Origin of the sequence: Stenotrophomonas sp. P2112 (assembly GCF_041897515.1) — a bacterium.
GTDB classification, from domain to species: Bacteria; Pseudomonadota; Gammaproteobacteria; order Xanthomonadales; family Xanthomonadaceae; genus Stenotrophomonas; species Stenotrophomonas sepilia.
The window spans coordinates 121347-134558 of record NZ_CP169216.1; the positions used below are offsets into that span (position 1 = coordinate 121347).

Genomic DNA, 13212 nt, shown 5'->3' on the forward strand with positions numbered 1-13212 from the left:
GCCGCCCTCCCTCCCGCGTCGGTCGTGCAAGGAGAGAGGCACGGCCGTCCCGGCCCTGTACGTGTCCGGTGCAACAGCCACGGTCATCACCTGATGACCCGTGGTTGCCTGATGCCAACGCGCGCTGGCGCGCTGGCCCCATCCACCCTCGGGACATGCGCATGAAACTGATCTCCGCCATCATCCGACCGTTCAAGCTCGACGAGGTCCGCGAGGCCCTGTCCGATGCAGGCGTGTCGGGCATCACTGTGACCGAAGTGAAAGGTTTCGGTCGCCAGAAGGGCCACACCGAGCTGTATCGCGGCGCCGAGTACGTCGTCGATTTCCTGCCCAAGATCAAGATCGAAACGGTGGTCACCGACGAGCGTGCCGACGCGGTGATCGAAGCGATCCAGTCGTCGGCAGGCACCGGCAAGATCGGTGACGGCAAGATCTTCGTCACCGCCGTCGAACAGGTCATCCGCATCCGCACCGGCGAAATCGGTGCCGACGCGCTGTAACCCCCTTCCGGAGACTCCCCCAATGAAGATGCGCCTTCTCACCGGGTGGCAAGCCCGGTTCCACCTGGTGTGCCTGTTGATGCTGCTCAGCGCGCTGGCCGCCGGTGCGTGGCCGGGCAGCGCCCATGCCCAGGCACAGGTGTCGCCGCTGCCGAGCGAAACCGTGGCGGTGGAGCCGCTGCACGATCCGGCCGCCACCGCCGCTGCGCCGGCCGTGGCCGAAGCGGCCGCCGCCTATGATCGTGGCGACGTCGCCTGGATGCTTACCTCCACGTTGCTGGTGCTGCTGATGGTGGTGCCCGGTCTGGCCCTGTTCTACGGCGGACTGGTGCGTTCGAAGAATGTGCTGTCGGTGCTCAGCCAGATCCTGGTGGTGTTCTCGCTGGTGCTGCTGCTGTGGGTGGCCTACGGCTACAGCGCGGTGTTCAGTGCGGGCAATCCATTCTTCGGTTCGTTCACCGAATTCGCCTTCCTCAAGGGCTTCACGCCCGACTCGGTGGGCAACACGCCGATCAAGGGCCTGCCGGACTACCTGTTCGTCGCCTTCCAGTCGACCTTCGCCGGCATCACCACCGCGCTGATCGTCGGAGCCTTTGCCGAGCGCATCAAGTTCCGTGCGGTACTGCTGTTCTCGGCACTGTGGTTCACCCTCAGCTACATCCCGATGGCACACATCGTCTGGGGTGGCGGTTACCTGGGTGAACTGGGCGCGATCGACTTCGCCGGTGGCACCGTGGTCCATATCAACGCGGGCGTGGCCGGCCTGGTCGGCGCGTGGTTCGTCGGCAAGCGCCTGGGCTACGGCCAGACCGCGCTGAAGCCGCACAACGTACCGTTTACCTACATCGGCGCCATGCTGCTGTGGGTGGGCTGGTTCGGCTTCAATGCTGGTTCCGCCGCCGCCGCCGATACGGTGGCCTCGCTGGCCTTCCTCAACACCGTGCTGGCCACCGCTGCCGCGGTGCTCGGCTGGACGCTGGTGGAAGCGATCGGCAAGGGCAAGCCGTCGGCACTGGGCGCGGCCTCGGGTGCGGTGGCCGGCCTGGTCGGCATCACCCCGGCCTGCGGCACGGTCGGCCCGCTTGGCGCGATCGTGATCGGCTTCGTCGCCGGCGTGGTCTGCGTGTGGGGCGTGACCGGCCTCAAGCGCCTGCTCAAAGTGGACGACACGGCCGACGTGTTCGGTGTGCATGGTGTCGGCGGCATCGTCGGCGCGATTCTCACCGGCGTGTTCAGTGCACAGTCGCTGGGCGGTACCAAGGCCGATCTGGATATCGCCCATCAGGTGTGGGTGCAGGTGGTCAGCGTCGGCCTGACCGTACTGTGGTCGGCGGTGGTGACCGCGGTCATCCTGCTGGTGGTCAAGGTCGTGGTCGGTCTGCGCGTGACCGAAGAGGCTGAACGCACCGGCCTGGATGTGACTTCGCACGGCGAGTCTGCCTACGAGGCCTGAGGCATGACGGGCGGCCCGGCGGGGCCGCCTTTTGCGTTTGGTCGGTGCCAGGCTTGCCTGGCACTGCTCCTGCTCTGGTGGGTGCCGACCGTTGGTCGGCACGGCCGGAGTGGCGCATCCACGCATGGCGTGGATCTACCGCATCCTCTCTGGTGGGTGCCAAGCTTGGTTGGCACGGCGGCATGCATCATCGGGCCTGATCGCGCACAATCGGGCCATGCACCCGATCCGCACGTCCCTGATGCTCTCGGCCTGCCTGCTGGTGGCCGCCTGCGCCTCCACGCCGCAGGAAACCCGCAACCCGCTCGCCACCTGGGTGCCGTCACCCAACCAGAACGCGCGCACGCCGGTCATCATCGTCATCCACCACACCGAGCAGAAGTCGGTGCAGCAGAGCCTGCATACGTTGCGCACCGCCAACAGCGGTGGACCGGTCAGTGCGCACTACCTGATCGGCGCCGATGGCCATCGTTACCAGCTGGTCGCCGATGAGCGCCGTGCCTGGCACGCCGGGGCCGGGCGCTGGGGCACCATCACCGATCTCAATTCGGCCTCGATCGGCATCGAACTCGACAACGATGGCCGCAGCCCGTTCAGTGCGGCACAGATCGAATCGCTGATCGTGCTGCTGCGCGACCTCACCACGCGCCTGAACATCCCGCCGCGCCAGGTGATCGGCCATGCCGACCTGGCGCCGACGCGCAAGCAGGATCCGAGCCGCTTCTTCCCATGGCAGCAGCTGGCCGAGGCCGGGTTCGGCGTGTGGCCGCGCGCGGCCGATGGTGCCGCACCGGAAGGCTTCGATGGGTGGAATGCGCTGGCCCGCTTCGGTTATCCGCTCGACAACCGCGACGCCACCGTCGCCGCCTTCCACCGCCGGTTCCGTGGCCGCGACGACCTGCCGAAGACGCTGGATGCCGAGGACGCCCGTATTCTGCATTCGTTGCTGCTGCAGATGCCGTGACCCCGCGCATGAACGCTTGACCTCGCGCTGGGTTGCCGCCCAGCGGCCGGCACTCCACCATGGCGGCATGATCGATTCCGCTACCTTCTTCAAGCGCACGCACTGGACCCTGTTGGCAGCGGTGGTGCTCGCAGGCTGCTCCACCACCGCTCCGCGCGCAGGCTCCGAAGCGCCCACGCCGACCTCGCCGCCGGCGGCCACCTACGCCAAGGTCGACTGGAAAGCCCTGCCAGTGGTCTCCGATGCTGATCTGCAGGCCGGCTTCGTGGCTTGGCGCAGCAGCTGCGCCCGCCTGAAGAACGACGCTGTCTGGGCCAAACCCTGCGCCACCGCCGCCGCGGTATCCGACAAGGACCCGGCCGCGATCCGCCAGTTCCTGCAGCGCGATCTCGATGCCTACGCGCTACGTGCCGGTGGCCATCAGGCCGACGGGCTGATTACCGGCTACTACGAGCCGATCTACCCCGGCAGTCTTACCCGTACCGATAAGGCCACGGTGCCGGTGTACGGCACGCCGGATGATCTGGTGGTGGTGCAGCTGGAGAGCCTCTACCCGGAACTGAAGGGCAAGCGCCTGCGCGGGCGCGTCGAAGGCAAAGTACTCAAGCCCTATGACGACGCCGGCACCATCGCGGCCAAGGGCGCCAAGGCGCCGGTGCTGGCCTGGCTGACCGACCCGATGGACCTGCAGCTGCTGCAGATCCAGGGGTCCGGCCGCGTGTGCCTGGCCGATGGCAAGCAGGTGCGGCTGGCCTACGCGGAACAGAACGGCCACCCCTACCGTGCGATCGGCCGTTGGCTGGTGGACCAGGGCCAGCTGAAGAAGGAAGACGTCACCATGGACGCCATCCGCACCTGGGCACGGGCCAACCCCGCGCGCGTGCCGGAACTGCTGCGCAGCAATCCCAGCTACGTGTTCTTCGTGCGCACCCCGGACAGCCCGGAAGGCCCGCGCGGTTCACTGAATGTGCCGCTCACCGCCGGCTACAGCGTGGCGGTGGATCGCACCGTGGTGCCACTGGGCAGCCTGCTGTGGCTATCCACCACGCGCCCGGACGGTAGCCCGGTGGTGCGCCCGGTGGTCGCGCAGGACACCGGCGGCGCCATCGCCGGTGAAGTGCGCGCCGACCTGTACTGGGGCAGCGGCGATGCCGCCGGCAAGCTGGCTGGCGACATGAAGCAGAAGGGCAACATCTGGATGCTGTGGCCAAAGGGCGTGCCCCTGCCGAACTGAACCAGCAGGGGTCGGATCCCTTCCAAAGGAAAGGGCTCTGACCCCGGATGCCTGATAATGGCGCCATTTCGTACTTTCCGGCCGCGCCTGCGGCCAGGGCTCCTGCAATGACCTACGCAAAGCACACCGCAAAATCCGGCGCGAAATCCGCCGCAAAGAAGTACTACAAGCACTGGGCCGAATCGGGCCTGGGCAAGGGCAACGTGCTGATGGAAGCCCGTGGCGAGAAGATCGTGCGGCAGGTGGAAATCTACGGCACCAAGATGGTCTGGGCCGACGAGCATGCCCACAGCGACGACCGCTTCCTGCTGGCCGACCAGCCAGTGTCGTTCCTGGATTTCGAGGAGGACGACGAAATCTCCGCGCGTGAATTCGAAGCCGCCTGGAAGAAGGCACGGGAAGCCACCGGTTACCCGGTGTAATCCCCCCGGCACCCGCCCTTGTAGTGCCGAGCCTTGCTCGACGCTGCAAAAGTGGGCACGTGAAATGTTATATGATTACATTTCATCGCAACCGCCCCTTTCCATGAAGACTCCCACCCTGGTGGCCGCCCTCGCGGCCGCACCGTTCGCCCCTGAAGCCTTCGCACAGTCGGCCGACGCCGCGCTCACTCTCGGAAAGGTGCAGGTACACCAGCACGGCGAAGGCCAGCTCAGTGCGCACCAGGTGCTGACCTCGGTGGACGTGCTGGGTGCAGACCAGATCGAAAACCGCAACGTCTCGCACAGCTGGGAATTGCTCGGGCAGATGCCCGGCATCCAGCTCACCGAAACCCGGCAGGGCGCCGAATCGGGCAAGGTCAGCTTCCGCGCCTTCAACGGCGAGGGCTACCTCAACGCCATCAAGACGCTGATCGACGGCATCCCCAGCAACGTCAACAGCGGCAACCAGCGCTTCATCGACATGCTGTTCCCGCTGGACATCAGCTACATCGAAGTAGTGCGCGGTACCAACGATCCGCGCTATGGCCTGCACAGCATCGGCGGCAACGTGAACTTCGGTACGCGCCAGGGTGGCAGCTACACCGATGCGCGCCTGGCCTACGGCAGCTATAACACCCGCGATGCGCAGCTGGCAGTCGGCCGTGAAGCCAATGGCTTCGCGCAGAACTATTTCGTCGGCACCCAGGCCAGCGACGGCTACCGCGACCACGACACCTCGAAGAAATATTCGCTGGGCGGCAAGTGGTTCTACGGCTCGCTGGACGACGGCCTGCGCGTGGGTCTGACCGCCCGTGCGTACCACCACGAAGCCGACGAACCCGGCTTCATGACCGCCGACGAGCTGCGCACGCACCGCCGTGGCAGCGACCTGCGCAACGGCAACGATGGCGATGACCGCGACATGCGCCAGCTTGCCGTGCACCTGGACATGAAACTGTCCGACGCAATCACCTTCGGCACCCGCCTGTACTACAACCGCTACGAAGACGACCGTCGCGTGACCTTCAGCGATCTCCCCACCGGCAACCTGCCGCGCCAGCGCCGCGTATGGGACGAGCGGCAGCATGGCCTGCTCAGCACGCTCACCTGGCAGGCCAGCCCCACGCTCACCGTCGAGGGTGGCCTGAACTACGAGCAGCAGGACAACGGCTACCTCCGCGAGCGCTACGCCTACGCTGAACCCACCGATTTCAGCCAGCCCCCCGCGCGGGTGCAGAACAATGATCGCCACAGCTTCGACAACTGGGGCGCCTACGTGCAGGCCGTCTACCAGCCCGTCGAGGCCTGGAAGATCGTGCCGGCCTACCGCGTCGACCGTTTCAGTGGCCGCACCCACCTGATGAACGGCCTCAGCGGCCGCCTGCAGGATTACGGCAGCATCGGCCAGCCCAAGCTGAGCATCATCCACACCCTGGGCCAGACCACCCACGTCTACGCGAACTGGGGCCGCACCTTCCAGGTGCTGACCGGCTCCACCGCACCGGCCTACCTCACCCCGGGGCAGGCGCCCTTGCAGCCGTCCACCAACACCGGCATGGAGCTGGGCCTGAAGTTCCAGCCGTTCGCGGGAAGCCAGGCACGCCTGGCGGTGTGGCAGCAGGATGCGGAAAACGAGGTGTCCAACATGCCAGCCACCGGCACCACGGTCACCCTGGGCAAGACCCGCCGGCGCGGCGTGGATGCGCAGCTGAGCCTGCAGCTGGGCGAAGACTGGACGGTGTGGGCGTCGCACGCCTACCAGGAAGCGAAGATCACCCGCGACGACCGCGATGCCAGCATTTCACTGCAGGGCCGCGAAGTGGCCGCCACCCCGCGCCACATCAGCAACCTGGGCGTGGACTACCGCGCCACGGATGCGCTGCGGCTGGGCCTGCAGGCGCGTGCACAGGGCGATTACTACCTGGAAGAGCGCAACGTGGCCGGCAAGTTCGGAGGCTTCGCCGTGCTCGACCTCAGCGCGGCCTACCAACTCACCCCGCGTTTCAGCGTGGACCTGCAGCTGAAGAACGTGACCGGCCGCGAGTACGCCTACGCCTGGTACGACAGCTTCTTCTGGGACAGCGCACGCCCGATGTTCTCGCCGGCCCCGGGCCGCAGCGTGTTCGTCGGCCTCAACATGAAGCTGTAACCGGCCACGCATGTGGTCGTGGTCGAGCTTGCTCGACCTGCGGCAGGGGTCAGAGCCCTTTCCAGGCGGAAAGGGCTCCGACCCCGGACCCCGCAGCGCATGCGGTCAGATCCCTTTCCGCCTGGAAAGGGCTCTGACCCCGAACCCCGCGTTTTGCACTACATTGGTGCAATGTCCGACCCCTCTCCCCCGCCGTCCCTCGATGCCCTGGGCACGCCGCTGGCCTGGGCCGGGGCCGATGGCCGCATCATCGGCTGCAATCCGGCCTTCGGGCGCTGGCTGGGCGTCAGCGGGCGCCGCCTGCTGGGCCAGCCATTGGCCGCACTGGAAGTGCAGGGCGAGGCACTGGCCCATTTCCTTGCCCGCGATGAGCGCGACAGCCTGCGCCTGAACCGGCTGGCGCTGGCGGTGCCCGGCGAAGCGCCGCGCTTCGCCGAGGGCTGGATGAGTCGCCGCGACGATGGCGGCTGGCTGCTGGAGGCGCATCCGGTCGATGAATTCCCCGGGCTGGACCCGACCCAGGCCCTGCCCAGCGCGCTCAGCGCGGCGCTGAAGGGCCTGGCCCACGAGCTGCGCAACCCGCTGGCCGGGTTGAAGGGAGCGGCCCAGCTGCTGGCCCGCCGGGCCGCACAGCGCGAGGCCAGCGAACGCGAGCTGATCGAGCTGATCGGCTCGGAGATCGAGCGCCTCAACGGCCTGCTCGACCAGCTGCTGTCGCCGGCCCCGGCCGCACCGCACGCCGAACTGAACATCCATGCCGCGCTCGAACGCGTGCTGCGCCTGGCCGAGAACGAGGCCGGCTGGGCTGTACGCCTGCAGCGTGACTACGACCCCAGCATTCCCGAATTCCATGGCGATGCCGACCGCCTCACCCAGGCGGTGTGGAACCTGGTGCGCAACGCAATCCAGGCCGGTGCCGGCAGCATCACCCTGCGCACCCGCGTGGAGCATGGCGTGCGCATCGCCGAGCAGCTGCACACGCTGGCGTTGCGCCTGGAGATCGCCGACGACGGCCGTGGCGTACCGGAGGAACTGGCCGAACACCTGTTCCTGCCCTTGGTGAGTGGCCGCGCCGAAGGCACCGGGCTGGGTCTGGCGCTGGCCCAGCAGGTGGCGCGCGAGCATCGCGGCACGCTGACCTACCGCTCGCGCCCGGGCCATACCGTGTTCACCCTGCTGTTGCCGATCGGCAACGGCGCCGCCCCGGCCGAGGAGGCCCCGCGCGATGTCTGAGTTCCCCACCACCGCGCAGCGCATCTGGGTAGTCGATGACGATCGTGCGGTGCGCTTCGTGCTGTGCACCGCGCTGCGCGAGGCGGGCTACCAGGTTGTCGATTTCGACAGCGCTGCGGCTGCCCTGCAGGCCCTGGGCAAAGGCGCGCCGCCGGCGCTGCTGTTCACCGATGTGCGCATGCCCGGCGACGATGGCCTGGTGCTGCTGGACAAGCTCAAGGCCGCGCTGCCGCAGCTGCCGGTGGTGGTGATGTCGGCCTATACCGATGTCGCCAGCACGGCCGGCGCATTCCGCGGTGGCGCGCATGAATTCCTGTCCAAGCCGTTCGATCTGGACGATGCGGTGGCATTGGCGCAGCGGGTACTGCCGGCGGTGGCGCCCGCGCTGGCCGCTCCCAGCCCCGCCACCGAAGCGCCCAGCGACCAGCCGCCGCAACTGGTGGGTGATACGCCGCCGATGCGCGCGCTGTTCCGCGCCATCGGTCGCCTGGCGCAGGCACCGCTGGCGGTGCTGATCACCGGCGAGACCGGCACCGGCAAGGAGCTGGTGGCCAATGCGCTGCATCGCGAATCACCGCGCGCGCTGGGTCCGTTCGTCGCGCTCAATACCGCTGCAATCCCGTCCGAGCTGCTGGAAAGCGAGTTGTTCGGCCACGAGGCCGGTGCCTTCACCGGTGCGCAGCGCCGCCACATCGGCCGCTTCGAGCAGGCCAACGGTGGCACGCTGTTCCTGGATGAGATCGGCGACATGCCGTTGCCGCTGCAGACCCGCCTGCTGCGTGTGCTGGCGCAGGGTGAGTTCTTCCGCGTCGGTGGCCGCGAGCTGATCCGCGTCGACGTGCGCGTGGTGGCCGCCACCCACCAGGATCTGGAGGGACTGGTCGCGCAGGGGAAGTTCCGCGCAGATCTGCTGCACCGCCTGGACGTGGTGCGCCTGCAGCTGCCGCCACTGCGCGAGCGCCGCGAGGACATCGCACAGCTGGCCAGCACCTTCCTGGCCGCCGCCGCACGCAGGCTGGACACGCCACCGAAGCGCCTCACCGCCGCGGCGCTGCAGGCGCTGCGCGAACACGACTGGCCCGGCAACGTGCGCGAGCTGGAGAACGTGTGCTGGCGGATGGCCGCGCTGGCCGCCGCCGACACCATCGGCGTGGCCGATGTCGATACCGCGCTGAACCGCGCGCGCGGGCGCCGCAGCAGTACCAGCGCAGCCGATCCGGGGCAGTGGGAAGCGCTGCTGGCCGAATGGGCGCGCCGTCAGCTGGCCGAAGGCGTGGAAGGGCTGCACCCGCAGGTGCGCGAGCGGGTCGACCATGCCCTGCTGGAGGCCGCGCTGCAGATCACCCACGGCCGCCGCGCCGAAGCCGCTGCCCGTCTCGGCCTCGGCCGCAATACCCTTACCCGCAAGCTGGGCGCCGGGCGCCGTCGCGGGGGCCATTGAACGGTCCCTGCACGCGATCCTCGCACCGGCTTGCCGAACCGTTGATCGTTCATGGACGATGCAATGCTTAGTGTCACCTGCAAGGAGTCTTCGATGCGTCTGTCCTTTGCCATCCTGCCGTTGTCCGCCGCCGTGCTGCTGTCTGCCTGTGGCAGTGCACCGAAGAAGGCCGAACCCACGCCGCCACCGCCGACCGTGGTCAGTGCTGCGAAGCAGGGCGAGGCCAATCTCGCGCCGGCCTCGGCCAGCATCGTCAGTGGCCGCATCGCGCTGATGGTGGAGCCCGGTGGCATCCACATCACCGGCCTGGTCGGTGGCCTGCAGCCGATGCAGCAGGCCGGCTTCCACATCCATGAGCGCGGCGACTGCAGTGCGGTGGATGCCAGCAGTGCCGGCAATCACTTCAATCCCGGTGGCGCTGCGCATGGCCGCGCCGGCACCGGCAAGCACCACCTGGGCGACATGGACAATCTGCGTGCCGATGCCCAGGGCCGCGCCAACGTCGATATCCACGTCAAGGGGGTTACCCTTGGCGGAGGCGCCGCCACCGATATCGCCGGACGCGCACTGGTCGTGCATGCCAACGCCGACGACTATCGCAGCCAGCCCGCCGGCAATGCCGGCGTCCGCATCGCCTGTGGCGTGATCCGGGTCGTCCGCTGATCACTGCAGGCATCATCGAGGGAGAGATTCCAATGCGTCTGATCCACACTTCGCTGTTTGCGGCCATCGCCGCGCTGGGCCTGGCGGCCTGCAACCAGCAGCCCGCCGCGCCGCAGACTGAAACCCCGCCGGCCGCGCCGGCCGACGGCGCCACCACCGAGCCGGCTGCAGCCCCGGCACCGGCGGCGGCACCGACGGGCGATGCTTCGGCAACGGCCGAACTGGCACCGACCCAGGGCAACGAGACCAAGGGCAGCGTCACCTTCAAGGTGGTTGATGGCAAGGTCCACGTGACCGGCCAGATCACCGGCCTGAAGCCGGGCAGCGAACATGGCTTCCACATCCACGAGAAGGGCGACTGCAGCGCGCCGGACGGCATGAGCGCCGGCGGCCACTTCAACCCGGGCAAGCAGGATCACGGCAACGTCGCCACCGATCCGCACCACGGCGGCGACATGCCCAACATCAAGGCCGACGACAAGGGCGTGGCCACCATCGACGGTCCGGTCTCCAGCAACGTCAACATCGGCAAGGGTGATGACTTCGACATCATCGGCCGCGGCCTGATCGTCCACGCCGACGCGGACGACTACAAGACCCAGCCGACCGGCAACGCCGGCGCGCGCCTGGCCTGTGCGGTGATCCAGAAGGCCCCGTAAGAAACAAAGAACGCCGGCACAAGCCGGCGTTTTTCCTGATGGGTAGTGCCGGCCGCTGGCCGGCAATCACAGATCCGGAGGGTGCCGGCCAGCGGCCGGCACTACCCACATATCACCCGGATCAGCGCGCCAGCAGTTCGCGCGCGTCCTGCCCGGCCTCGCAGTGCACGAACAGTACCGGCACGCCATGTGCTTCCAGCACCGCGGCCATCTGTCGCTGGCGCATCAGGAACTGCTCGTAGATGCCCTTCAGGCGATCGCAGTCGTTCTTGCTGTGGCTGTAGTGCGCGCACCAACCGGCCGGGTCGAACAGCGCCATGCGTGCTTCGCCATGCGTATAGCGCAGCAGCGGCTCGGGCGCGGCATTGAGCCACTCGTCCTCGCCCGGCGCCATGATCGCGGTCTCGATCAGCGGCCACAGTGCGGCCAGGCCCTGGTTGTCGTACTGCATCGACATCATCGCGGCCAGGTCGTTCACGGTGAAATAGCGCGCGTGCTCGATGCGGGCACCGAAGGTGTTCTGCGCCATCAGCGCGGTGTCGGCGTGCGCCATGCCGTTGGCCAGCAAGGTTTCTTCCAGCGCATCGGCGACCGCGCTGGTGGTGGCCACGTCGCTGCCGGTCAGCAGGAACGGCACCACGCGCAGGCCACCGCCCACCAGCGTGGCATCGGCCTGGAACGGCAGTGGCACGTCACCTTCGGCATCGGTACCGAAAGCCAGCAGGCGCGGGCCCTGGTTGCGGCCCGGGGCACGCATCTGCAGTTCTTCCAGGCGGCGATGGATCGGCCAGCCCGGACGCAGCACTTCGGCCGGGTCGAAATGCGCGGCGGCGAACACCAGGTCCAGCTCGGCCACCTGTGGCACCAGCTTGGCCAGGTCACGGCCGACGCGTTCGGCCAGTTCACCGGCCTGTTCAGCGCTGAGCACCGCCTGGCGGGGGATTTCGCCGCCGGCCAGTTCCAGGGCCAGCACGCCAAGGGCATTCATCGCGGGGTCGGGTTTGCTCATGGTTCCACGGTTGGCCCATCACAGGGCGGCAGCTACACTTGGCTCCATTATGCCTGCTCCGTCGTGCAGGCCATGTTGCAGACACCCTCATCCATGCCAGGTATCTCCATGCCCAACGCTCGTCCCGTCGCCATCCTCGGTGGCGTCCGCATTCCGTTCTGCCGCCAGAACACCGCGTATTCGGATGTCGGCAACCTCGGCATGTCGGTCCGTACGCTGGGTGCGCTGGTCGAACGGTTCGGCCTGCATGGCCAGCAGCTGGGTGAAGTGGCGATGGGCGCGGTGATCAAGCATTCCAGCGACTGGAACCTGGGCCGCGAAGCCACGCTGTCGTCCGGCCTGTCGCCGCTGACCCCGGGCATCACCCTGCAGCGTGCCTGCGGTACCTCGCTGGACAGCATCATCACCGTGGCCAACAAGATCGCGCTGGGCCAGATCGAATCGGGCATCGGCGGTGGTTCGGACACCACCTCCGACGTGCCGATCGTCTACGGCAAGAAACTGCGTGCACGCCTGCTGGCGGCCAACCGCGCCAAGAGCACCGGCGACAAGATCCGTGCGCTCACCGCCGGCTTCAAGTTCTCCGAGCTCAAGCCCGAGTTCCCGGGCGTGGCCGAGCCGCGCACCGGCAAGAGCATGGGCGACCACTGCGAGGACATGGCGAAGGAGTGGAACATCTCGCGCGACTCGCAGGATGAGTGGGCGGTGTCGTCGCACAAGAAGCTGGCTGCCGCCTACGAGCGTGGCTTCTTCAACGATCTGATCGCACCGTTCCGTGGCGTCGAGCGCGACAACATCCTGCGCCCGGACACCTCGCTGGAAAAGCTGGCCACGCTGAAGCCGGCGTTCGACAAGGTTTCAGGGCGTGGCACGCTCACTGCCGCCAACTCCACCCCGCTGACCGACGGTGCCGCTGCGGTACTGCTGGCCAGCGAAGAGTGGGCACGCGCGCATGGCCATGAACCCCAGGCTTACCTGCGTGACGCGCACGTGGCCGCGGTGGACTTCGTGCACGGCGAAGGCCTGCTGATGGCACCGACCATCGCGGTGCCGGAGATGCTCAAGCGCAACGGCCTGACCCTGCAGGACTTCGACATCTACGAGATCCACGAAGCCTTTGCCGCACAGGTGTTGTGCACCCTGCGTGCGTGGGAGAGCGAGGACTACTGCCGCAACCGCCTGGGCCTGGACGCGCCGCTGGGCCGCATCGACCCGGACAAGATCAACCTGCTGGGCTCGTCGCTGGCCACCGGCCACCCGTTCGCCGCTACCGGCGCACGCGTGATCGCCACGGCAGCCAAGCAGCTGGCCGAACGCGGCGGTGGCCGCGCACTGGTGTCGATCTGCACCGCTGGCGGCATGGGCGTGGTGGCGATCGTCGAACGCTGATCGCATCCATCGGTGGGTGCCGACCGTTGGTCGGCACGATCCGGCCGGCACTCCTGGAACTGAAAACGCCGCCCATCGGGCGGCGTTTTTTTTGTT

12 protein-coding genes are annotated in these 13212 nt (G+C 67.9%); 11 read left to right on the forward strand and 1 reads right to left on the reverse strand.

All coding sequences use genetic code 11. The annotated features are described in order from the left end of the window. The first annotated feature begins 161 nt into the window (after positions 1–161). The 10 genes from ACEPA4_RS00510 (at position 162) to ACEPA4_RS00555 (ending at position 10718) form a co-directional block, all read left to right on the forward strand. Positions 162–500: a P-II family nitrogen regulator gene (locus tag ACEPA4_RS00510; RefSeq protein WP_004134334.1), complete on the forward strand. Its 339-nt coding sequence runs from the start codon at positions 162–164 to the stop codon at positions 498–500. Between the two features lie 22 nt (positions 501–522). Beyond that, positions 523–1953, forward strand: a complete 1431-nt coding sequence (gene amt / locus ACEPA4_RS00515; RefSeq protein ID WP_235649684.1) for an ammonium transporter — start codon at positions 523–525, stop codon at positions 1951–1953. 217 nt (positions 1954–2170) lie between these two features. Then, the gene (locus ACEPA4_RS00520) at positions 2171–2917 is read left to right on the forward strand and encodes an N-acetylmuramoyl-L-alanine amidase (RefSeq protein ID WP_235649685.1); all 747 of its coding nucleotides are present in this window, start codon (positions 2171–2173) and stop codon (positions 2915–2917) included. A gap of 67 nt (positions 2918–2984) precedes the next feature. After that, the gene (locus ACEPA4_RS00525) at positions 2985–4151 is read left to right on the forward strand and encodes a murein transglycosylase A (protein ID WP_262090524.1); all 1167 of its coding nucleotides are present in this window, start codon (positions 2985–2987) and stop codon (positions 4149–4151) included. Between the two features lie 107 nt (positions 4152–4258). Further along, positions 4259–4573: a hypothetical protein gene (locus ACEPA4_RS00530; protein WP_262090526.1), complete on the forward strand. Its 315-nt coding sequence runs from the start codon at positions 4259–4261 to the stop codon at positions 4571–4573. Between the two features lie 103 nt (positions 4574–4676). Further along, positions 4677–6722 (forward strand): TonB-dependent receptor, encoded by a 2046-nt coding sequence (locus ACEPA4_RS00535; protein WP_262090527.1) that lies wholly within the window; start codon positions 4677–4679, stop codon positions 6720–6722. A gap of 171 nt (positions 6723–6893) precedes the next feature. Next, entirely contained in the window at positions 6894–7955 is a 1062-nt protein-coding gene (locus tag ACEPA4_RS00540) for a nitrogen regulation protein NR(II) (protein WP_262090528.1), read from the forward strand. Next, the gene (gene ntrC, locus ACEPA4_RS00545; protein ID WP_374082923.1) at positions 7948–9396 is read left to right on the forward strand and encodes a nitrogen regulation protein NR(I); all 1449 of its coding nucleotides are present in this window, start codon (positions 7948–7950) and stop codon (positions 9394–9396) included. The genes ACEPA4_RS00540 and ntrC overlap by 8 nt, the downstream gene beginning before the upstream one ends. Before the next feature lie 93 nt (positions 9397–9489). Beyond that, entirely contained in the window at positions 9490–10059 is a 570-nt protein-coding gene (locus ACEPA4_RS00550; RefSeq protein ID WP_065178703.1) for a superoxide dismutase family protein, read from the forward strand. 32 nt (positions 10060–10091) lie between these two features. Further along, entirely contained in the window at positions 10092–10718 is a 627-nt protein-coding gene (locus tag ACEPA4_RS00555) for a superoxide dismutase family protein (RefSeq protein WP_053497798.1), read from the forward strand. A 121-nt stretch (positions 10719–10839) separates the two neighbouring features. On the opposite strand, the gene ACEPA4_RS00560 is transcribed toward ACEPA4_RS00555, so the two are convergent. Beyond that, entirely contained in the window at positions 10840–11727 is an 888-nt protein-coding gene (locus tag ACEPA4_RS00560) for a hypothetical protein (RefSeq protein ID WP_065178704.1), read from the reverse strand. Positions 11728–11820: 93 nt separating this feature from the next. Between ACEPA4_RS00560 and ACEPA4_RS00565 the strand changes: the two genes are divergently transcribed. After that, positions 11821–13116 carry an acetyl-CoA C-acetyltransferase gene (locus ACEPA4_RS00565; protein ID WP_005420942.1) on the forward strand — a complete coding sequence of 432 codons (1296 nt, stop codon included), beginning with the start codon at positions 11821–11823 and terminating at the stop codon, positions 13114–13116. Positions 13117–13212: the final 96 nt, after the last annotated feature.